General features: G+C 73.6%; 21 protein-coding genes and 1 pseudogene. 8 read left to right on the forward strand and 14 right to left on the reverse strand.

The window, feature by feature from the left end; all coding sequences use genetic code 11:
- Positions 1-113: 113 nt before the first annotated feature.
- On the reverse strand, positions 114-1,436 hold the full coding sequence (locus ACQP10_RS23570; protein ID WP_346022499.1) for an MFS transporter: 1,323 nt from the start codon (positions 1,434-1,436) through the stop codon (positions 114-116).
- Between the two features lie 289 nt (positions 1,437-1,725).
- Here ACQP10_RS23570 and def point away from each other — a divergent pair, with 289 nt between their 5' ends.
- Entirely contained in the window at positions 1,726-2,205 is a 480-nt protein-coding gene (def, locus tag ACQP10_RS23575) for a peptide deformylase (protein WP_346022500.1), read from the forward strand.
- Positions 2,206-2,422: 217 nt separating this feature from the next.
- Complete coding sequence (locus tag ACQP10_RS23580) at positions 2,423-2,626, forward strand: cold-shock protein (RefSeq protein ID WP_179828083.1); 204 nt, start codon at positions 2,423-2,425, stop codon at positions 2,624-2,626.
- Between the two features lie 95 nt (positions 2,627-2,721).
- On the opposite strand, the gene ACQP10_RS23585 is transcribed toward ACQP10_RS23580, so the two are convergent.
- Positions 2,722-3,558, reverse strand: a complete 837-nt coding sequence (locus ACQP10_RS23585; RefSeq protein WP_346022501.1) for an MBL fold metallo-hydrolase — start codon at positions 3,556-3,558, stop codon at positions 2,722-2,724.
- Between the two features lie 118 nt (positions 3,559-3,676).
- Between ACQP10_RS23585 and ACQP10_RS23590 the strand changes: the two genes are divergently transcribed.
- A complete protein-coding gene (locus ACQP10_RS23590; RefSeq protein WP_433539724.1) occupies positions 3,677-4,687 on the forward strand; it encodes a GlxA family transcriptional regulator in 1,011 nt (336 codons plus the stop codon).
- Positions 4,688-4,847: 160 nt separating this feature from the next.
- Here the strand turns inward: ACQP10_RS23590 and mshC are convergent.
- The 4 genes and pseudogenes from mshC to ACQP10_RS23610 form a co-directional block, all read right to left on the reverse strand.
- Positions 4,848-6,074: pseudogene (gene mshC, locus ACQP10_RS23595) on the reverse strand (cysteine--1-D-myo-inosityl 2-amino-2-deoxy-alpha-D-glucopyranoside ligase); the annotation flags it as partial.
- 125 nt (positions 6,075-6,199) lie between these two features.
- Positions 6,200-6,961 carry an SCO1664 family protein gene (locus ACQP10_RS23600; protein ID WP_179828075.1) on the reverse strand — a complete coding sequence of 254 codons (762 nt, stop codon included), beginning with the start codon at positions 6,959-6,961 and terminating at the stop codon, positions 6,200-6,202.
- Positions 6,958-7,530 (reverse strand): DUF3090 domain-containing protein, encoded by a 573-nt coding sequence (locus ACQP10_RS23605; RefSeq protein ID WP_433539725.1) that lies wholly within the window; start codon positions 7,528-7,530, stop codon positions 6,958-6,960. The genes ACQP10_RS23600 and ACQP10_RS23605 overlap by 4 nt, the downstream gene beginning before the upstream one ends.
- Before the next feature lie 10 nt (positions 7,531-7,540).
- Positions 7,541-8,239 carry a histidine phosphatase family protein gene (locus ACQP10_RS23610; RefSeq protein WP_346022503.1) on the reverse strand — a complete coding sequence of 233 codons (699 nt, stop codon included), beginning with the start codon at positions 8,237-8,239 and terminating at the stop codon, positions 7,541-7,543.
- A 65-nt stretch (positions 8,240-8,304) separates the two neighbouring features.
- On the opposite strand from ACQP10_RS23610, the gene ACQP10_RS23615 reads away from it, so the two are divergent.
- Together ACQP10_RS23615 and ACQP10_RS23620 are read left to right on the forward strand one after the other, a co-directional pair.
- Positions 8,305-9,249 (forward strand): aldo/keto reductase, encoded by a 945-nt coding sequence (locus ACQP10_RS23615; RefSeq protein WP_346022504.1) that lies wholly within the window; start codon positions 8,305-8,307, stop codon positions 9,247-9,249.
- A 285-nt stretch (positions 9,250-9,534) separates the two neighbouring features.
- Positions 9,535-10,491 carry a hypothetical protein gene (locus ACQP10_RS23620; RefSeq protein ID WP_433539726.1) on the forward strand — a complete coding sequence of 319 codons (957 nt, stop codon included), beginning with the start codon at positions 9,535-9,537 and terminating at the stop codon, positions 10,489-10,491.
- A 189-nt stretch (positions 10,492-10,680) separates the two neighbouring features.
- On the opposite strand, the gene fabI is transcribed toward ACQP10_RS23620, so the two are convergent.
- The gene (gene fabI / locus ACQP10_RS23625; protein ID WP_179828064.1) at positions 10,681-11,445 is read right to left on the reverse strand and encodes an enoyl-ACP reductase FabI; all 765 of its coding nucleotides are present in this window, start codon (positions 11,443-11,445) and stop codon (positions 10,681-10,683) included.
- A 2-nt stretch (positions 11,446-11,447) separates the two neighbouring features.
- Positions 11,448-12,152: a beta-ketoacyl-ACP reductase gene (locus tag ACQP10_RS23630; protein WP_346022506.1), complete on the reverse strand. Its 705-nt coding sequence runs from the start codon at positions 12,150-12,152 to the stop codon at positions 11,448-11,450.
- Positions 12,153-12,229: 77 nt separating this feature from the next.
- Between ACQP10_RS23630 and ACQP10_RS23635 the strand changes: the two genes are divergently transcribed.
- Positions 12,230-13,729 (forward strand): TldD/PmbA family protein, encoded by a 1,500-nt coding sequence (locus ACQP10_RS23635; RefSeq protein ID WP_346022507.1) that lies wholly within the window; start codon positions 12,230-12,232, stop codon positions 13,727-13,729.
- Positions 13,726-15,093, forward strand: a complete 1,368-nt coding sequence (locus tag ACQP10_RS23640; RefSeq protein WP_346022508.1) for a metallopeptidase TldD-related protein — start codon at positions 13,726-13,728, stop codon at positions 15,091-15,093. Before ACQP10_RS23635 ends, ACQP10_RS23640 begins: the two co-directional genes overlap by 4 nt.
- A 48-nt stretch (positions 15,094-15,141) precedes the next feature.
- On the opposite strand, the gene ACQP10_RS23645 is transcribed toward ACQP10_RS23640, so the two are convergent.
- Positions 15,142-15,354: a dodecin gene (locus tag ACQP10_RS23645; RefSeq protein ID WP_179828059.1), complete on the reverse strand. Its 213-nt coding sequence runs from the start codon at positions 15,352-15,354 to the stop codon at positions 15,142-15,144.
- Positions 15,355-15,438: 84 nt separating this feature from the next.
- Between ACQP10_RS23645 and ACQP10_RS23650 the strand changes: the two genes are divergently transcribed.
- Positions 15,439-15,750 carry a DUF3099 domain-containing protein gene (locus ACQP10_RS23650; protein WP_179828057.1) on the forward strand — a complete coding sequence of 104 codons (312 nt, stop codon included), beginning with the start codon at positions 15,439-15,441 and terminating at the stop codon, positions 15,748-15,750.
- 321 nt (positions 15,751-16,071) lie between these two features.
- Here ACQP10_RS23650 and ACQP10_RS23655 read toward each other — a convergent pair whose 3' ends face one another.
- From ACQP10_RS23655 to ACQP10_RS23675, 5 genes are all read right to left on the reverse strand, one after another.
- Complete coding sequence (locus tag ACQP10_RS23655; RefSeq protein ID WP_179828056.1) at positions 16,072-16,323, reverse strand: DUF6457 domain-containing protein; 252 nt, start codon at positions 16,321-16,323, stop codon at positions 16,072-16,074.
- A 4-nt stretch (positions 16,324-16,327) separates the two neighbouring features.
- On the reverse strand, positions 16,328-16,897 hold the full coding sequence (gene mobA, locus ACQP10_RS23660) for a molybdenum cofactor guanylyltransferase (RefSeq protein ID WP_346023217.1): 570 nt from the start codon (positions 16,895-16,897) through the stop codon (positions 16,328-16,330).
- Complete coding sequence (gene moaA, locus ACQP10_RS23665; RefSeq protein WP_346022509.1) at positions 16,894-17,883, reverse strand: GTP 3',8-cyclase MoaA; 990 nt, start codon at positions 17,881-17,883, stop codon at positions 16,894-16,896. The genes mobA and moaA overlap by 4 nt, the downstream gene beginning before the upstream one ends.
- A gap of 285 nt (positions 17,884-18,168) precedes the next feature.
- Positions 18,169-19,356 (reverse strand): RtcB family protein, encoded by a 1,188-nt coding sequence (locus ACQP10_RS23670; protein WP_346022510.1) that lies wholly within the window; start codon positions 19,354-19,356, stop codon positions 18,169-18,171.
- Between the two features lie 237 nt (positions 19,357-19,593).
- Positions 19,594-20,490: a UbiA family prenyltransferase gene (locus tag ACQP10_RS23675; RefSeq protein ID WP_346023218.1), complete on the reverse strand. Its 897-nt coding sequence runs from the start codon at positions 20,488-20,490 to the stop codon at positions 19,594-19,596.
- Between the last annotated feature and the right edge of the window lie 166 nt (positions 20,491-20,656).

The following is a 20,656-nucleotide window of genomic DNA, read 5'->3' on the forward strand; positions in this document are numbered from 1 at the left end:
ACGGGTGTGAGCCACGCCGCCGGCGGCCCGCGCGGGCGGGCGGACAGCCGGACGGCCGGGCGGACGGCCTCCACGGCGTACGGCCCGCGGACGGGCGGCCGGGCGCGGACGGCTCACACCCGGGCGGCCGCCAGGCCCGCCACCGGACCGGCCGACCGCAGGTAGCAGGCCCACGTCAGCAGCGCGCACACGACGTAGAAGCCGGCGAAGGCGGCCAGCGCGGCGCCCGCGCCGCCGGTCCCGGCGATCGAGCCGCCGAACCCGCGGTTGATGAAGAAACCGCCGAACGCGCCGATCGCGGAGATGATCCCGACCGCGGCCGAGGCGTCGCGCCGGCCGGCGGCCAGGGCGGCCTCGTGGGCGGGCGTGCCGGGCGCGAGCCCCGCGGTGGCCTTGGCCCGGAAGATCGCCGGGATCATGCGGTAGGTGGAGCCGTTGCCGATCCCGGTGGCGGCGACCAGGAGCAGGTAGGCGCCGAAGAACAGGACGAAGTCGTGCCGGGCCAGGCCCTGCCACACCAGTGCGGCCACGGCCGCCATGGCGGCGAAGCCGGCGAGCGTCACCCGCGCCCCGCCGAGCCGGTCCGACAGCCGGCCGCCCGCCGGGCGGACCAGCGAGCCGAGGAGCGGGCCGAGGAAGGCCAGCCAGACCAGGGAGGCCAGCTCGGGGAACTGGCTCCTGATGAGGAGCGGCAGCGCGGTGGAATAGCCGATGAAGGAGCCGAAGGTGCCGATGTAGAGGAGGGACATGATCCACGTCTGGGCCCGTCCGGCGATCCTCAGCTGCTCGCGCGCCGGGGCGCGGGCGGACGACAGGTTGTCCATGAGGAAGAACGCGCCGAGCGCGGCGGCGAGGATGAAGGGGATCCAGAACAACCCGGCGGCGGCCAGCCCGAAGGCGCCGATCACCAGGGGCATGAGGAGCTGGACGGAGCTGACGCCGATGTTGCCGCCGGCCGCGTTGAGGCCGAGCGCCGCTCCCTGCCGCTCCTGGGGGTAGAAGTGGGTGATGTTGGCCATGCTGGAGGCGAAGTTGCCGCCGCCCAGGCCCGCGGTGGCCGCGATCACCAGGAACGCCCAGTACGGCGTGGCGGGGTCGCTCACCGCGACGGCCAGCAGCACGGCGGGGACGAGCAGGAGCAGCACGCTGACGACGGTGAAGTTGCGGCCGCCGAACCTCGCCGGGCCGAAGGTGTAGGGGACGCGCAGCGCCGAGCCCACCAGGTTGGGCAGGGAGACGATCCAGAAGAGCTGGTCGGTGGAGAACCGGTAGGAGCCGAGGTGCACGGCGACGATGCTCCACACCGTCCACAGCGTGAAGCCGAGGTGCTCGGCGAAGATCGAGAAAGCGAGGTTGCGCCGCGCGATCCTCCGGCCCGTATAGGCCCAGAACCCGGGGTCGTCGGGCCGCCACTCGGCGATCCAGCGGTTCGCCATCGTTCCTCCTGCTCGCTGTCGGACCGCCGGGCGCCGTTCACCCAGCAAGATCAGCAGGCATCATAGGGGGGCTGGTTACTCACTTTCGTGACTTGGGGTAGTGAGCCGGTTAAATACGGCCAACCACGGAAACACGTGGTGCACGGGCCGCACGGATGAAACATCCCGGACATCCGGCGGCGGTACGGCCCGCCGGGGAGGACCCGGTGATCCGCGGTTGAGACGGCGCCGAAGCGGGAATCGTCCGCCTGACCTTTCGCCTGTCGTTTCGCCGCCCCGGGGAGTGCGCGTGGCCGTCCAGCCGATCCGACTGTTCGCCGATCCTGTCCTGCGCACCGCCGCCGAACCGGTGACCGTCTTCGACCGGACCCTGCGGGAGCTGGTCAAGTCGCTCCAGGCCACGCTGCGCGCCGGCGCCGGGCGGGCGGGCCTGGCCGCCCCGCAGATCGGCGTCCCGCTGCGGGTCTTCGTCTACGACGTGGACGGCCGGTCCGGCCACCTGGTCAACCCGCGCGTCGAGGCGTCCGAGCGCACGGTGCTGGCCGACGAGGCGTGTCTGTCGGCGCCCGGCGTCTGGTGGCCGCTGGAGCGTTCCTACATGGTCACCGCGCGCGGGCGCGACATGTACGGCAAGCCCGTCACCGTCCGCGGTCTGGGCACGCTCGCGCGGGTCCTGCAGCACGAGGCCGACCACCTCGACGGCGTCCTGTTCATCGACCGCCTGCCCGAGGACGAGCGCGAACGCTTCCTGCAGGAGGTCTCCTCCTGAGTGTCGGTGTCATTCGCCGCCGGAAGCATGTAGAGTCTGATTGTTGCAGTCGCAGTTCTTGATGACGCTTGACGACGGTTGTCAGCTCAGGTGTTCCGGGAAGCCGCCGACAACGGGCGCCCCATTTTCTCCGGTGATTCTGGCGGATACGTGGTGGTCCGCGCAGCCCCGAGCCGTCACCTGACGGCTCGGTGAGACTAGATCAGGAGAAACAGTTTTGTCTGAGGGCACCGTCAAGTGGTTCAACGCCGAAAAGGGCTTCGGATTCATCGCGCCGGATGACGGCAGCGCCGACGTCTTCGTGCACTACTCGGCCATCGCCTCCAGCGGCTACCGCAGCCTGGAGGAGAACCAGCGTGTCAGCTTCGTCACCACGCAGGGCCAGAAGGGCCCGCAGGCCGAGCAGGTCCAGCCCCTCTAATCTGGGCTGACCAGCTCGACCGGCCCCAGGGGCCGTGGGCTTCCATCCGGGCCCGTACCGCTTCGGCGGTGCGGGCCCGGACTCGTTCTCCGGCGTCAAAGGGCGACGACGGCGCTCCGGCCGGGGCTCAGCAGGGTGAGCCGGTCGGCGAGCCCGGCCCGGCCGAACGCCTCACGCAGCTCGTCGCCGCCCTCGGTGAAGTGGCCCCAGCCCTCGAAGTGCAGCGGAACCACGTGCCGGGCGCCGAGGAGGGCCGCCGCCTCGGCGGCCTGGGCGCCGGTGAGCGTGAGGTGGCCGTCGATCAGCGCGGTCCGCGCCGCGCCCGCGAAGAGGACCGCCACGTCGATCGGGCCGGTCCGCGCGGCTATCTCGCGCACGATCCGGAGAGAGGCGTTGTCCCCGCTGACGTAGACGGTCGGCAGGTCCTCCCCCGACAGCACGAACCCGGCGACCTCGCCGACCAGGTGCTCGCTGCCCTCCGGTCCGTGCAGGGCCGGCACCCGGGTCACGCGCAGCGTGCCCCCGCCGGGGCGCGGCAGGTCGGCGTGCTCCCAGAGGGCGAGCGCGCGGGCGGTCCCGGCCAGCCGTACGGCGGCGCCCGCGGTGGTCAGTACGAGCGGCGCCTCGGCGAGGTAGGCGCGGCCGGAGACGTCGAGGTTGTCCGGGTGCTGGTCGTGCGAGAGCAGGACGGCGTCGATCGGCCCGAGCCGCGGGGGCCGCAGGGCGGGCGGGGCCGTCTTGACGAGGACCCGCCCCGGGCCGACCGGGTACTCCCCCGGCTCGTCGAAGGCCGGGTCGGTGAGCAGGCGGAGTCCGCCGATCTCCAGTACGGCGGTGGGCCCGCCGAGCAGGTGGACGCCGAGTCCCCGGCCCGCTCCGGCTGACGGGACGGATGTCGGGGAAGGGGCGGATGGCGAGGTGCGGTGGTTCATGCCGATGATCATCCCGTTTGACCGCTATGCCCCGGGAGTGGCCTGAAAGCCATCCTGCGATAGGTTCACGCCATGCGAGAGCCGTACGGGGACCGTGTGAAGGCGATGTGGGGGCTAGATGAGCGCGCGTGACCCGCTGGCCGTCGCGGTGCTGATGTTCGACCGCGCGCCGCTGTTCGAGACCAGCGTGCCGATCAGCGTCTTCGGCGGCGGCCGTCCCGGCGCCGGCGTCCCCCGGTTCGACGTGCGCGCGGTCGCCTGCGACCCGGGGCCCCTGCGCACCAGCGCGGGCGTCACGTTCCGCGCCCCGCACGGGCTGGAGGCGCTGGAGACGGCCTCCACGGTCGTCGTGCCGAGCTGGCGGATCGCCGACGAGCGGCCGCCGGAGACGGTGCTCGGCGCGCTGCGGGCCGCGCACGCCGACGGCGCCGTGGTCGTGGGGCTGTGCCTGGGGGCGTTCGTGCTGGCGGCGGCGGGACTCCTGGACGGCAGGCGGGCCGCCACCCACTGGATGTTCGCGCCCGCCCTCGCGGCCCTCCACCCGGAGGTGCGGGTGGACGCGTCGGTCCTGTTCGTCGACGACGGCGGCATCCTCACCTCCGCGGGCACGGCCGCCGGCATCGACGCCTGCCTGCACCTGGTGCGGCGCCGGTTCGGGGCCCGGGCGGCCGGTGCGATCGCCCGCCGCATGGTCGTCCCGCCGCAGCGCAGCGGCGGGCAGGCGCAGTACATCGAGCGGCCCCTGCCCGAGCCGGAGACCGGCGACCCGCTGGGCGAGGTGCTCGCCCACGCCATCCGGCACCTCGACGACCCCGGCCTCGACGTGGACGCCCTGGCGGGCCGGGCGTTCATGAGCCGGCGCAGCTTCGACCGGCGCTTCCGGGCGCTGACCGGCAGTTCACCGTTGCAGTGGCTGCTGGCGCAGCGTGTCATGCAGGCGCAACGGCTGCTGGAGGGCACCGGGCTGAGTGTGGACGAGGTCGCCCGCAGGGTGGGCTTCGCGAACGGCGTCGCGCTGCGCCCGCATTTCCGCCGCCTGGTCGGCGTCGCACCGCAGACCTACCGCGGCACCTTCCGGACCGGCGACGCGTTCCGAGCCGGCCGTCCCGCCGGGACCGGCGGCGTCTGAGGCCCCGGCGGATCCGGCGCTACGCCTTCCGGTGACACCCGACTCCCCGCCGGGCCCGGCGCGTGTCGCGGACCGGCGGCGCCCGAGGCCCCGCCCCGGTCCCGCGTGACGTCCGCGCGGGACCGGCGAGGCCGGTGTCAGCTCGGCCGGCCGGTGAGGCGGCTTTAGAGGAGACGCCCAGCAGGGCGTCGGTGAGGTCGCGGACCAGCGCGGGCGCCTGCGGCTCGGCCCCGCCGCCGGCCAGGGCCTCCTCAGCCCAGGCGTCGACCGCGGCGAGCGCCCCGGGGGTGTCGAGGTCGTCGGCCAGCCGGGCGCGGACCTCGCCGAGCAGGGCCAGGGCCTCGGGGCCCGCGGGCAGCGCCGCGGCGGAGCGCCAGCGGGCCAGCCGGGCCTCGGCGGCGGCGAGCTGGCCGTCGGTCCACTCCCAGTCGGCGCGATAGTGGTGGGCCAGCAGGGCCAGCCGGATGGCCATCGGGTCGGTCTCCTCGCGCAGCCGCGAGACGAACACGAGGTTGCCCTTGGACTTCGACATCTTCTCGCCGTCCAGGGCGACCATGCCAGCGTGCACGTACGCCCTGGCGAAGGGCCACTCGCCGCAGGCGACGTGCCCCTCGTGGGCGCCGCACTCGTGGTGCGGGAAGATCAGGTCGGAGCCGCCGCCCGCGACGTCGAAACCGCTGCCGAGGTTGGCCAGCGCGATCGCGGTGCACTCGACGTGCCAGCCCGGCCGGCCCGGCCCGAACGGCGAGGGCCACGAGGGCTCACCGGGGCGCTCGGCGCGCCAGAGCAGCCAGTCGAGGGGGTGCTTCTTGCCCTCCCGGCCGGGGTCGCCGCCCCGCTCGGCGGACAGGGCCAGCATCGTCTCCTCGGAGTATCCGGAGACGGCGCCGAACTTGGGGGCGGCGGCGACGTCGAAGTAGACGTCGCCGCCGAGGTCGTAGGTGGCGCCCTTGTCGCGCAGGGTCTCGATGAGCTCGACGACCTGGCCGATCACCTCGGTCACGCCGACGTACTCGCGCGGCGGGATGATCCGCAGCGCCTCCATGTCGGTGCGGAACAGCCGGATCTCCCGCTCGGCGAGGTCACGCCAGTCGATCCCGGTCTTCTCGGCGCGCTCCAGCAGCGGGTCGTCCACGTCGGTGGTGTTCTGGGTGAAGTGCACCTCGTGGCCGCCGTCCCGCCAGACACGGTTGACCATGTCGAAGGCGAGATAGGTGTTGGCGTGGCCGAGGTGGGTCGCGTCGTAGGGGGTGATGCCGCAGACGTACATCCGCGCCTCGGGGCCCGGCCGGGTGGGGACGACCTCACCGGCGGCGGTGTCGAACAGCCGCAACGGAACACCGGCACCGGGAAGCGGAGGGACCTTCGGCGCAGACCACGATTTCATATCAGGGAGCCTATCCAGCAGACAGACCGCCCCGATCATCTCGGGGCGGTGGACACACAAGGGGCAATAACCTCAACCGCCGTGACGCACCGGCTCATTCCATCCGGGGACGGCACCGGGCGACGTCAGATGGGGGGCCAGGGGATGGCGGGCCAGTCCTGGGAGGGCAGGGGGTGCAGGCCGGTGTCGAGGAGCCTGCGGACCCTGACCCAGGTGGCCTCGACCTCGGCGAGGGTGAGCAGCTCGCGCAGCCGGCGGCCGAGCCGGCCCTGCTCCAGGTCACGCTCCAGGCGGGCCAGGACGTTCATGGCCTCGCGCGACAGGGGCTTGCCGCGCCACTGCCACAGCACGGTGCGCAGCTTGTCGTCGGCGGAGAAGCAGACGCCGTGGTCGACGCCGTAGACGTGCCCGTCGGGCAGCGGGAGCAGGTGGCCGCCCTTGCGGTCGGCGTTGTTGATGACCGCGTCGAAGACGGCCATCCGGCGCAGGGCGGGCTGGCGCCCGCGGATCAGCGCCATCAGGTCGGCCTCGGGGTCGGCGTCGACCCACAGCTGGCACATGCCGGGGCCGAAGGGGCCGTCGCGGTAGACGGTGGGCGGCACGATCCGCCAGCCGGTCGCCGCCGACACCTCGAAGGCGGCCACCTCCCGGGCCGCCAGGGTGCCGTCGGGGAAGTCCCACAGGGGACGCTCTCCCCGTACGGGTTTGTAGACGCAGGCGGCGGCCAGCCCGCCGTGCCGGATCGAACAGTAGAGCGTCATGTTGGTCGCCTCGACCAGCCGTCCGGCGATCTCCAGATGCCCCTCGCGGAGCAGACGCAGCGCGGTCTCGTCGTCCATTCCCGCCGTGGGCGCCGCGCTCAGCGCAGGCTCGCTCTCGGCACTCATTCGCCTCCCTCGCCCGGTGAAACGCTCTTACCCCGATAACCGTTGAGACGCACGCAGATATGCCCCTCGGCGTCGAGCGGCTGGCCGCACAGCGGGCACGGCGGGCGCCCGGCGGCGACGAGGGCCAGGGCGCGCTTGCTGAACGCGCGGGCCGCGCCGGGGGTGATGTGCACCCGGAGCAGGGCCGGCTCGGCGAGCTCCTCCTCGAACGCCTCGCCCTCGGCGGCGACCTCCTGGGCCTCGATGACCACCATGGAGGCGTCGGCGTCCCAGGCGAGCGCCATCGTGCCGACCCGGAAGTCCTCGCTGATCGGCGTGTCGAGCGGGTCGTTGTCGGTGAGCGCGAGCGGAGCGGCGGCGGGCACCTCCGCGGTGCCCCCGCTGCGCCGCAGCACCTCGTCGAGAAGCTCGTCCAGACGGTCGGCCAGCGCCGCGACCTGGAACTTCTCCAGGGCGACGGTGGTCAGCCCGCCCTGTCCCCGTGCCTGGAGGAAGAAGGCGCGTGATCCCGGCTGCCCAACGGCACCGGCCACGAATCTGTCGGGCGGATCGTAGTCGAAGACCGGCATAGTCCTGACCTTACGTCGTCCCGGCTCCGCCGCCGACGGCGGCGTCGCTTCCGGACGGGTTTTCTCCCCCGCCGGCGTCCTCCGTACCCTCGGGGGGCCGCAGCCCGGCCACGTCTCCCCCGACGTCGTTGAGCCTGAGCACGAAGGGGCGCATGGGGGTGTAGCGGATCGCGGTGAGCGACGCCGGGTCGGCGGCTATCCGCTGGAACTGGTCCAGGTGGAGTCCCATGGCGTCGGCCACGATCGCCTTGATGACGTCCCCGTGGCTGCAGACGAGGTAGACGGCCTTCGGGCCCAGCCGCTCGTTCCACTCCCTGACGGCGCTCACCGCGCGGTGCTGGACCGCCGCGAGGGACTCCCCGCCGGGGAAGGTGACGGCGCTGGGGTGGTTCTGAACGACCGGCCAGAGGGGATCCTTGGCGAGCTCGCCGAGCGGGCGGCCGGTCCAGTCCCCGTAGCGGCACTCGCCGAACCGCTCGTCGGTCCGCACCGGCGTCTCCCGGCCGGCGGCGACCGCCTGGGCCGTCTCCTGGCAGCGTTCCAGCGGGCTGGAGACGATCGCGTCGAGGTCCAGGGCCGAGAGCCGGGAGGCCAGCGCCCCGGCCTGCTCGCGGCCCCGGTCGCTGAGATGGACTCCGGGGGTCCAGCCGGCCAGCACCGGGCCGGTGAGGTGGGTGAGGCCGTGTCTGGCCAGCAGCAGGGTCGTCACGCGGCCAAGTCTTGCAGGCGGCGCTCCACTACTTTTAACTGGCCGGACGGTAACCTGGCCGGATCATGGAGCAGCGCTATGTGGGCCGGAGCGGGCTGTCGGTCTCCCGCCTCGGACTGGGGACGATGACGTGGGGGCGCGACACCGCCGCTGAGGAGGCCGCGGCCCAGCTCCGCGCCTTCGCCGAGGCCGGCGGCACGCTCATCGACACCGCGGACGTCTACACCGGCGGCGAGACCGAGAAGCTGCTGGGCCGGCTGCTCCGCGACACGGTGCCGCGGTCGCGGCTGGTGCTGTCCACCAAGGCCGTGCTCACCCCGGCCGGCCGCCGGCCCCGGGACGCCTCCAGGCGGCACCTGATCGCCGCCGCCGACGCCTCGCTGGCCCGCCTCGGCGTGGACGAGGTGGACCTGTGGCAGCTGCACGCCTTCGACCCCGAGGTGCCGCTGGAGGAGACCCTGGCCGCGGTGGACACCATCGTGGCGTCGGGGCGGGCGGCGTACGCGGGGGTCTGCGACTACACGGGCTGGCAGCTGGCCGCGGCCGCGGCCGGGCAGCGGGCGGTCCCCGGCCGGGCGCCGATCGTCGCGGCGCAGGTCGAGTACTCCCTGCTGGCCAGGGACGCCGAGCGCGAGCTGATCCCGGCGGCCGAGTACGCCGGCGCCGGCGTGCTGGCCTGGTCCCCGCTCGGCAGGGGCGTCCTGACCGGCAAATACCGCACGGGCGTCCCCGCCGGGTCGCGGGCGGCCACCCCGCACTTCGCCGACTTCGTCAAGCCGTACCTGGACGAGCGGTCGCGCCGGGTCGTGGAGTCGGTGGCGACCGCGGCCGAGGGCCTGGGCGTCTCGCCGCTCTCGGTCGCGCTGTCCTGGGTGCGCGACCAGCCGGGGGTCGTCGCGGCCATCGTCGGCGCCCGCACCTCCGCCCAGCTCTCCGGAGCGCTCCAGTCCGAGGAGCTGACGCTGCCCCTGGAGATCAGGGAGGCGCTGGACGACGTCTCGGCCGACTGAGGCCGCCGGGACGGGCGCGGCCGGACCGGCGTTCGCCCGCGGCGGCCCGGTCACGCTGACCCGCGCGGCTGTTCGCGTGAGACGGTCCGCGTGAGACGGTCCGCGTGAGGCGGGCGCGGCCGGGCGGAACAAGACGGGACAGAACCAGAATCGATCTCGTTTATCACGCGTCGATACCGAATCGTCCCTTCATCTGGCGAGACCGGCCCTTCCCGCAAAACTGTCGATTGGCGCATCGGGGGGGAGCCCGATGGCCGGCGAGGCGACGTTGGGCGAGGGGGACCGTTGCGAACTGCGATCTCGGCCGGTGCGCTCGTGCTCGCGCTGATCGGAGCCCTCCTCCTGGCCGCCGCGGCGCCCGCGGGGGCCGCCGCGTGGTCGGCGCAGCCGGGCTGCGAGCGCCGGGGCCCGCTGGGCGGCGTGACCGGCGGGCTGTGCGACACCCTCGGCACCGTCGGCGACACCGTCGGCAAGGCGGTGGACGGCGTCGGCAAGGCGGTCGACGGCGTCGTGGACCGCGCGGCCGAGACGGTGGACACCGGACGGTTCGGCGTCACCGCCGAGACCACCACCGGCAGCGGCGACTCCCGCCTCGGCGTCGAGGCCGACGTCGGCGTCACCACCGGCACCGGAGCGGAGACCTCAGGCGCCACCTCCCGGTCCGCCGGCCCGGGCGAGGACCCCTCCACGCCGGGAGACGGCGCGGCCGGACCGGCCACCGCCGCGCCGCGTCCCTCCGCCGGCGCCTGCGCCCCCGCGGCCTCCTCCGGATGCGCGGACCCGGCCGAGCGCTCCGTCCGGAAGCCTCCTTCGAGCGAGGCCCGGCCGACCGCGAGGCCGCTCCCCCGCCCCTCGCGGAGCGGCGATCCCGAGCAGGCCGTACGACGGGACGCGCCGTCCGGACCGGTCCGCCCGACGGCGGTCCCGGCCGTCCACGACACGGGCTCCGGGCCGGTGACCGCCGAGCCTTCCCCCCCGGTGGCCGACCCCGAGGCTCCGCGGGTGGAGCTGCTGTGGCCGGGCGCCGGGATGCGCGAGCTGCGCGACCGGATGCCCGCGGACCGGCCCGTCAGGCCCACCCGGTCGTCCGATCCGGCCGGCACGGCGCTCACCATCGTGCTGCTCGTCGTGGCGATCCTCGCGGTCCGCCTGCTGTACGTCCGGCGCGGCGGCGCGGAGTCGATGCCGTTCGAGCCGCTGCGGCTGGGCCGGCACCGGACGGCATCGGCCTCCCGCCTCTGAGCGGACGAGCGGCACGCGGCGTGGACGCGTCCGCGGAAGGCCGCCAGCTCATGGGGGTGCGTCGCGCCTCGCCGCACCGGTGGCCGGGGCTCGCCTGGAGCGGGGCGCGTGGGTCCGCGAGGCGCCGGAGACAGGGGAGGGCGGCCCGATCGCGCCGCCCTCCCCCATCTCCGCCCGTCGTACGGCCCGTCAGCCTCCGATCGCGTGCACGCCCCCGTCGACGTGCACGATCTCGCCGGTCGTGGCGGGGAACCAGTCGGACAGCAGCGCCAGGCACGCCTTGGCGGCGGGCACGGTGTCGCCCAGGTCCCAGCCGAGCGGCGCCTTGCCGGGCCAGCTGTCCTCGAACTCGGTGAAGCCCGGGATGCTCTTGGCGGCCATGGTGCGCAGCGGCCCGGCCGCCACGAGGTTGACCCGGATGCCGTGCCCGCCGAGGTCGCGGGCGAGGTATCGGGAGCAGGACTCCAGGCCGGCCTTGGCCACGCCCATCCAGTCGTAGACGGGCCAGGCCTTGCTGGCGTCGAAGTCGAGGCCGACGATCGCGCCGCCCTCCTTCATCAGCGGCAGGCAGGCCTGGGCGAGCGCCTTGAACGAGTAGGTGGAGACGTGCAGGGCGGTGGCGACGTCCTCCCACGGCGTGTTGAGGAAGTTACCGCCCAGGCAGCTCTGCGGGGCGAAGCCGATGGAGTGGACGACGCCGTCGAGCCCCCCGACGTGCTCGCCGACCCGGTCGGCCAGCGAGTCGAGGTGCTCGGTGTTCTGCACGTCGAGCTCGATCACCGGCGGCGGCTCGGGAAGCCGTTTGGCGATCCGCTCGACCAGGCTGAGCCGGCCGAAGCCGGTCAGCACGACCTGCGCCCCCTCCTCCTGGGCCATCTTCGCCACGGAGAAGGCGATCGAGGACTCGGTCAGCACGCCGGTGACCAGGATGCGCTTGCCTTCGAGGATTCCCATGCTCAGTGCCCCATTCCCAGGCCGCCGTCGACGGGGATGACCGCCCCGGTGATGTAGGCGGCGTCTTCGCTCGTCAGGAACCTGACCACGCGGGCGACCTCGTCGGCGCTCGCGTAGCGGCCCAGCGGGATGTTCTTACGGATCTGCTCCTGGTGCGCCTCCTCCAGCGCGGCCGTCATGTCGGTCTCCACGAAGCCCGGGGCGACGACGTTGACGGTGATGCCGCGCGAGCCGAGCTCGCGCGCCGCGGAGCGGGCGAAGCCGATCATGCCGGCCTTGGAGGCGGCGTAGTTGGTCTGGCCGGCGGAGCCCAGCATGGCCACCACCGAGGAGATCAGCACCACCCTGCCGCGCTTGAGGCGCAGCATGCCGCGGGTGGCGCGCTTGACCACCCGGTAGGCGCCGGTCAGGTTGGCGTCGATGACGTCGGTGAAGGCGTCCTCCTTCATCAGCGGAAGCAGGGTGTCGCGGGTGATGCCCGCGTTGGCGACGAGCACCTCGACCGGGCCCTGCTCGGCCTCGACCTTTCCGAACGCCTCATCGACGTCGGCCGCGCTGGTCACGTCGCACCGCACGGCGAGGAAGCCCTCCGGGGGCTCCCCGGAACGGTACGTCACGGCGACCGAGTCACCGGCCCTGGCGAGTTCGCGGGCGATCGCGAGGCCTATGCCGCGATTGCCGCCGGTTACGAGAACAGATCGAGCCATGAAAGTGACGCTATCGGCTACCGGGGGGTAAACCTCTTGTCCGCCAGGGACAAGATCACAGGGCTAGGATCGTCGACATGCGCCAGATCGACTCCGATTTCCTCGCCCTTCCCCTGGAACGGCTGGCCGACGCGGCCCTGCAGCGCGCCCGCGACCTCGGCGCCGAACACGCCGACTTCCGGCTGGAGCGCATCCGGTCGGAGGTGCTGCGGCTGTCGGACGCCTCGCTGGAAGGTTCCATGGACGCCGACGACCTGGGCTACGCCGTACGGGTCGTCAAGGACGGCACCTGGGGCTTCGCCGCGGGCATCGACCTCACCCCCGAGGCGGCGGCGCGGGTCGCCGAGCAGGCGGTGGAGGTGGCGGTCGTCTCCGCTGCGGTCAACCGCGAGCCCGTCGAGCTGGCCCCCGAGCCGGTCCACGCCGACGTCACCTGGGTCTCCTCCTACCAGATCGACCCGTTCGAGGTGCCGGCGCGCGACAAGGCGGCGCTGCTCGCCGAGTGGTCGGACGGCCTGCTGCGCGACCCCCGCGTGGACCACGTCCGGGCCTACCTCAACCAGGTCAAGGAACAGAAGTTCTACGCCGACACCGCCGGAACGGTGACCACCCAGCAGCGGGTGCGCCTGCACCCGTACCTGGAGGCGACGAAGGTCGAGGACGACCGCTTCGACTCGATGCGCACCCTCGCCCCGCCGGCCGGCCGGGGCTACGAGTACCTCACCGGCACCGGCTGGGACTTCCCCGCCGAGCTGGCCGCCCTCCCCGAGCACCTCGCCGAGAAGCTCAAGGCGCCCTCCGTCGAGGCCGGCGACTACGACCTGGTCGTCGACCCGTCGAACCTGTGGCTGACGATCCACGAGTCCATCGGGCACGCCACCGAGCTGGACCGGGCCCTGGGTTACGAGGCCGCCTACGCCGGCACCAGCTTCGCCACCTTCGACCGGCTCGGCTCGCTGGTGTACGGCTCGCCGGTGATGAACGTGACGGGCGACCGCACGGTCGAGCACGGCCTGGCGACCGTCGGCTACGACGACGAGGGCGTGGCGACCCGGGAGTTCGACATCGTCTCCGGCGGGATCCTGACCGGCTACCAGCTCGACCGGCGGATGGCGCTGCTCAAGGGCCTGGGCGCCTCGAACGGCTGCGCCTTCGCCGACTCCCCCGGGCACATGCCCATGCAGCGCATGGCCAACGTCTCGCTGCGGCCCGCCGACGGCGGCCCCTCCACCGAGGAGCTGATCTCCGGCGTGGAGCGCGGCGTCTACGTCGTGGGCGACAAGAGCTGGTCCATCGACATGCAGCGGTACAACTTCCAGTTCACCGGCCAGCGGTTCTACCGGATCGAGAACGGCCGGCTCGCCGGGCAGCTCCGCGACGTCGCCTACCAGGCCACGACCACCGACTTCTGGCGGTCGATGGAGGCCGTCGGCGGGCCGCAGACCTACGTCCTGGGCGGCGCGTTCAACTGCGGCAAGGGCCAGCCCGGCCAGGTCGCCGCGGTCAGCCACGGCTGCCCGTCGGCGCTCTTCCGCGGCGTGCGCATCCTCAACACCCTCAAGGAGAGTGGCAAGTGAGCCCCCAGGAGATGATCGAGAAGGCTCTCGACCTCTCCACGGCCGACGACGTCGTGGTGATCGCAGACGAGAGCTCCAGCGCCAACCTGCGCTTCGCGGGCAACACGCTGACCACCAACGGCGTGACCCGCTCGACGCGGCTCACCGTGATCTCGGTGGCCGGGCGCGGCGTGGGCGTGGTCTCACGGTCGGCGGTCCGCCCCGAGCAGCTCGCCGACATCGTCGCCGAGGCCGACCACGCCGCCGAGGACGCCGCCCCGGCCGAGGACGCCCGGCCCCTGGTCGAGGGGACCCGTTCGGCCGACTGGGACGACCCCGCCGAACCCACCTCCATCGGGGTGTTCGGCGCCTTCGCCCCCGCGCTGGGCGAGGCGTTCGCCGCCGCCGAGGCGGGCGGGCGCAGGCTGTACGGCTTCGCCGAGCACATCGTGACCACGACCTACGTCGGCACCTCGGCCGGGACCCGGCTGCGTCACACCCAGCCCACCGGCCGGCTGGAGCTCAACGCCAAGTCGGCCGACATGAAGCGCTCGGCCTGGACGGGCGTGGCCACCCGTGACTTCGCCGACGTCGACGTGGCGGCGCTGGACGCCTCGCTGGCCCGGCGGCTGGAGTGGTCCAAGCGGCGGATCGACCTGCCCGCGGGCCGGTACGAGACGCTGCTCCCGCCGTCGGCCGTGGCCGACCTCATGATCTACATGTACTGGACGGCCGGCGCCCGGGACGCCATGGAGGGCCGCACGGTCTTCGCGAAGCCCGGCGGCGGCACCCGCGTCGGGGAGTCGCTGGCGCGGCTTCCGGTCCGCCTGTACAGCGACCCGGCCGCGGCGGGCGCCGAGTGCGCGCCGTTCGTGGTGGCGCACTCCTCCGGCCGGCAGAGCTCGGTGTTCGACAACGGCCTGCCGCTGGCGCCCACCGACTGGATCTCCGGCGGCGCGCTGTCCGGCCTGATCCAGACCCGGCACTCGGCCGAGCTGACCGGCCTTCCGGTGACCCCGGCCGTCGACAACCTCCTCATGGAAGGGCCCGAGGGCGGCCGGTCGCTGGAGGAGATGATCGCCTCCACCGAGCGCGGCCTGCTGCTCACCTGCCTGTGGTACATCCGCGAGGTCGACCCGCAGAGCCTGCTGGTGACCGGGCTGACCCGCGACGGCGTCTACCTGGTGGAGAACGGCGAGGTCGTGGGCGAGGTGAACAACTTCCGCTTCAACGAGAGCCCGGTCGACCTCCTCGGTCGCCTCACCGAGGTCGGCGCCGCCGTGCGGACCCTGCCCCGGGAGTGGAACGACTACTTCACCCGCACCGTCATGCCGCCGGTCCGGGTGCCGGACTTCAACATGTCCACGGTCAGCCAGGCCAGCTGACCGTCTCCGCCGTACGGCGGGGCCCCGCCCCGGGGCCCCGCCGTACGGTCAGGCGTCCTCCAGGCGGAAGCCGACCTTCAGCCCGACCTGGAAGTGCCCGACCTCACCGTCGACGATGTGCCCCCTGACCTCGGTCACCTCGAACCAGTCGAGGTGACGCAGGGTCTGTGAGGCGCGCCGGATGCCGTTGCGGACGGCCGCCTCGATGCTCTCCTCCGAGGTGCCGACGATCTCGGTCACCCGGTACGTTCGATCCGTCATACCGTCCTCCTCCAGGGCCATGATCGCACGGCCGTCCGCGAGGCCCGGGTTGGACCCGCCCCGGCCGGGGTCTAGGTTGGAAACGTGAAGGTATGGCACAAGCGCCGGACGGTCCACCAGGTCACCGATGCCCGCCCGTCCCTGACCGAGGACATCGGCAAGCGTGAGAAGAACTACCTGATCAAGATGGGGATCCGGCTGGTCTGCCTGATCCTCGCCTTCACGGTGCCCGCCCCGCTGCCCGTGCGGCTCCTGCTCTTCGCGGGGGCGATCTTTTTGCCGTACGTTGCCGTGATCGGGGCCAACGCCCCGCAGAAGGGCGTCCCGGTTGACTCGGACATGCACGAAACGGGACAGAGCGAAATACCACGCCACCGACGCGAGATCGGGTCGTGACTAACTCTTGACGTACCTCGGGGGTAGTAGGTGTACGCTTTAGCCAAGTGCCCTGGTCCCCCGTCGGGGCACTGGTGCCGGCGTTCCGGGCCCCCGTCGGAACGCCGATGAAGCGACGCCGGGTGGTTTGCCCCCGTAACCACCCGGCGTCGCCTTTCTTTTCCCACTTTTCTTTTCCCGCCCTCTTCTCCGGCGCGAATGCTCCCGGGCGCGAAGGCGGAGACCGGACGATCTCGCCGCCCTCCGGCGTGACGGCGGGCACCAGACGGCCTCGCCGCCCTCCGGCGTGACGGCGGTGACCAGGCGGTGACTAGGCGGTGACTAGGCGGTCTCGCCGCCGGCCCGCCGCTCCCAGTCCCTGGCCAGCCCGGTCAGCCGCTCCACCGCGTCCGACGGCGCCGTACCCGCGCCCTGGGCCAGCCCGAGGAGATAGGCCGTCAGCGGCGCGGCCGGGCGGGTCACGCCGTGCGCGACCTCCTTGGTCAGGTCCAGCAGCGCGTCGCGGTCGACCGCCGAGGGGTCGATGCCCAGCTCGCGGCAGGCCAGGGTGGTCCACTCCGTCAGTACGTTCAACTGTTCACTCCTTGTTCGGAATCGGTCCGGTTCCACTCCGGGCACGCAGCAGGTCGTCCATGGTGTCGCAGTCGAACCACGGCGCGCCGCCGAGATGGAGCCTGGCGGGCGCCAGGGGGGCGAGCAGCCCGTGCAGGGAGCGCCCGTCGTAACGCGCGAGGGCCCGGGCGAGCTCGGCGGTGCGCCAGGCCCCGGCGAGCCACTGCTCGCGGCCGTCGTCGTCGATGAGCACCGCCCCGGGGTCGGCCGCCTCCAGCAGCGCCCGGACGTGCTCGGCGGCGAGGAACGGCAGGTCGGCCGCGAGCAGCGCGACCAGCGGCGCGGTCACCTCGGCCAGCCCCGCCCGCAGCGCCGGGACCGGCCCGCCGCCGGGCGGGTCCTCCCGCAGGAAGACCGCCTGCGGCAGGCCCGGGCGGCGCGGCCCGACGACGATGAGCCGTTCGGCGTCGGGCACCGCCGCCGCGACCGTCTCGATCAGCGGGCGGCCGCCGACGGGCATGCCGGGCTTGTCACGGCCGCCGAGCCTCCTGGCCTGGCCGCCGGCCAGCACGCACGCGTCGTAGCGCACGCTCAGCCGCCGATGGCCGACATCGGCCGGGACGGCTGCAGGAAGGCCGGGTCGTCGATGCCGTGGCCCGCCCTCTTGCCGCGGACCGCGGCCGTCCACCGCTCGGCGAGCTCGTCGTCCCCGGCGCCGGAGCGCATGGCCGCGCGCAGGTCGGACTCCTCGGTGGCGAACAGGCAGTTGCGGATCTGGCCGTCGGCGGTGAGCCGTACGCGGTCGCAGGCGCCGCAGAACGGCCGGGTGACGGAGCCGATCACCCCGACCCTGGCCGGTCCGCCGTCGACGACGAACAGCTCCGCCGGGGCGCTGCCGCGCTCCACCGGGGAGTCGGGGACCAGGTCGAAGGACTCCTTCAGCAGCGCGAGGATCTCGTCGGCCGTGATCATGTCGTCCCGGCGCCAGCCGTGCTGGGCGTCCAGCGGCATCTGCTCGATGAACCGCAGCTCGTATCCCCGCTCCAGGCAGTGGCGCAGCAGCGGCACCGCCTCGTGGTCGTTGACGCCGCGCATCAGCACCGTGTTGACCTTGACCGGGCGCAGCCCGGCGGCCTCGGCGGCGGCCAGGCCGTCGAGGACGTCGGCGAGGCGGTCGCGGTGCGCGAGCCGTTTGAAGGTCTCGCGGTCGAGGGTGTCGAGGGAGACGTTCACCCGGTGCAGGCCCGCCGCGGCGAGCGGGGCGGCCAGCCGGGCCAGTCCGATGCCGTTGGTGGTCAGCGAGACCTGGGGGGTGGGGTCCAGCGCCGCGGTGCGGGTCACGATGTCGAGGAGCTCGCGGCGGAGCAGCGGCTCGCCGCCGGTGTAGCGGACCTCGGTGATGCCGAGCCGCTCCACGCCGATGGTCACCAGGCGGACGATCTCGTCCGCGGTCAGCAACCCGGCCTTGGGCAGCCAGTCGAGGCCCTCGGGCGGCATGCAGTAGGAGCACCGCAGGTTGCAGCGGTCCGTGAGGGACACCCGCAGGTCCGTCGCCACCCGGCCGAACGAGTCCTGCAACATGGGACGTCACCTCCCTTGTCAGCGCTGGTCGGACGGGGCCGGCCTGGGCCGGCCCGGTGCGCCCATGAAACCACGTCCAACCGTTGAGAACATCATCGGTGGATCGCTGATTCCGCGGGCGGACGCCCATTCTCCCGCACCGGTGCCGGCCCGCCATCCCCTGATCGGACCCGGGTCTCCCCTGCTCGGGCCCGGGGAGCGGCCTCGACCGGCCCCGACCGGCCCAGGCCGGCCGGGGCCGCTCCCCGGGCCGGACCTCCCTGGGAGATGCTCGTCACATCGCCGTCAGCCCTTGACGCAGACGAGCTGGCGCAGCCGGGCGACGACCTCGACCAGGTCGGACTGCGCGGCCATGACGGACCGGATGTCCTTGTAGGCGGCGGGGATCTCGTCGATCACGCCGGTGTCCTTGCGGCACTCCACTCCGTCGGTCTGCGCCTTGAGGTCGGCGAGGGTGAAGGTCCGCTTCGCCTTGTTGCGGCTCATCCGGCGACCGGCACCGTGTGAGGCGGAGTTGAACGCCGAGGCGTTCCCCAGGCCCTTCACGATGTAGGTGCCGGTCGCCATCGAGCCGGGGATGATGCCGAGATCGCCGGATCCCGCGCGGATCGCGCCCTTGCGGGTGACGAGCACATCCACGTCGTCGTACCGCTCCTCGGCCACGTAGTTGTGGTGGCAGGAGATCGGCTGCTCGAAGGTGACACCCGGCAGGTGGCGCCGGAGCACGCCGCAGGCCAGGGCCATCATGACCGTCCGGTTGCGCCGCGCGTAGTCCTGCGCCCAGAACAGGTCGCGGCGGTAGGCGTCCATCTGCGGCGTGCCCGCGACGAACACCGCGAGGTCGCGGTCGGGCAGGTCCTGGTTGTGCGGCAGTGCCCGGGCCCGCTCGATGTGGTACTCCGCCAGTTCCTTGCCGATGTTGCGGGAGCCGGAGTGCAGCACGACCCAGATCGCGTCGCGGTCGTCGGCGCAGATCTCCAGGAAGTGGTTGCCGCCGCCGAGGGTGCCCATCTGCGCCTCGGCCCGCTCCCGCTTCGGGCGCACGGCCGGGGCGAGACGATCGAAGTCCTTCCAGAAGTCCGCCCAGCCGGCGGTCGGGACCCCGTGCAGCCTGACCGGGTCGACCGGGTTCTTGTGGAGGCCGAAGCCGACCGGGATCGCCTGCTCCAGCTTCGAGCGCAGGTAACCGAGATCGTCGGGGAGGTTCGCGGCGGTGAGGGAGGTCTTCACCGCGGTCATGCCGCAGCCGATGTCCACCCCGACCGCGGCGGGCGAGACGGCGTCCCGCATGGCGATGACCGAGCCGACCGTCGCGCCCTTGCCGTGGTGGACGTCGGGCATCACGGCGACGCCGTGGGTCCAGGGGAGGTTCGCCACATTGCGCAGCTGCCGCATCACCTCGGGCTCGACCCCGTCGGGGTCGGCCCACATTCGGATCGGGGCCCGCCCTCCGGCCACCTCGTTGTACGCCATCACCGCATCGCCTCCTTCCGTACGGTCGACCGATCGCTCACAATGACGCCAGAACGCCCGGGAAGCCGCAACCGGTTAAAGATCCCGGCGGCCGCCGCCGGAGCCGCGACCACCGGACCGGCCGCGGTGGACCACGAGGTCAGGGCGGTTTCCGGGAGCCGATGAGCGGGAGCCCGGAGATGTGCTCTCCGCATGGCCCGCCGTGGCCGGTGACCGTGGCCGGAGGGGTGACCGGCGTCAGGCGGCGGTGATCTCGGTGCCGCGGGCCAGCAGCAGGACCACCCCGACCGCGGCCACCGCGATCGCCGTGGCGAACGGGACGCGCGGCGATCGCCCGCCCAGCAGCGTCCCGGCGCCGGTGAGCGCGACGGCCGCGGCGAGGGCGGCCCAGCCTCCCGCGCCGGGCGGCCCCGGCGGGGCGAGGGCCAGCACCGCCGTGGCCAGCAGCAGCGGCAGCGGGACCAGCACGCGGACGCGGGCCTCGCCGAGCCGCTGCGGCCAGCCGCGGACCCCGGTGGCGAGGTCGGCCGGGATGTCGGGCAGGACGTTGGCCAGGTGCGCGCCGCAGCCGAGCAGCGCTGCGGCCAGGACCGCCCACCAGGCGGGCAAGGGGTGGCCCGGCAGCCCGAGGGCCACGAACGCCGGCAGCGAGCCGAACCCCACGGCGTACGGCAGCCACGACAGCGCGGTGGCCTTGAGCCGCAGGTCGTAGGCCCAGGCGGCGGCCACGCCGGCCAGGTGCGCGGTCCCGGCGGCGGGCCCGGAGGCCAGGGAGAGCGGCACGCACAGCGCCGCGGCGACCGCGGCGGCGGCCCACACCGTCCGCGCGCCCACCGCGCCCTCGGCGACCGGCTTGCCGGTACGGCCGGCGGCGACGTCGCGCCCGGCGTCCACCGCGTCGTTGCACCAGCCGATCGACAGCTGCCCGGACAGCACCGCGGCGGCCACCAGGACGCACCCGGCGGCGTCGCGGCCGCTCGCCACGGCGAGGGCGGCCACCATGGCGGTGACCGCCACGGTCGGCCCGGGATGGCAGGCCCGCGCCAGCGCCCACGCCACCCGGATCGCGCCCGCCGGTCCCCGGCGGCCCTCCCGCCCGGCGGGGCGCCCATGCTCCCGCGAACGCCCGCTCATCGTCACGGACCGATCGTAGAGGGGAGGACCTCGCGGCCACCCGGACGGTGCGGGCCGCCGGGCCGGGGCGGCGCGTCGCCGCCTGGGGCGGGCGGGACGTCACACTACCGTTAGGACGGGTGAGGCATGTCACAGTCGTAGGTGGGCAAGGAGACCGGTGTCCGCT

Origin of the sequence: Streptosporangium sandarakinum (genome assembly GCF_050942225.1) — a bacterium.
Classification (GTDB): Bacteria; Actinomycetota; Actinomycetes; order Streptosporangiales; family Streptosporangiaceae; genus Streptosporangium; species Streptosporangium nondiastaticum.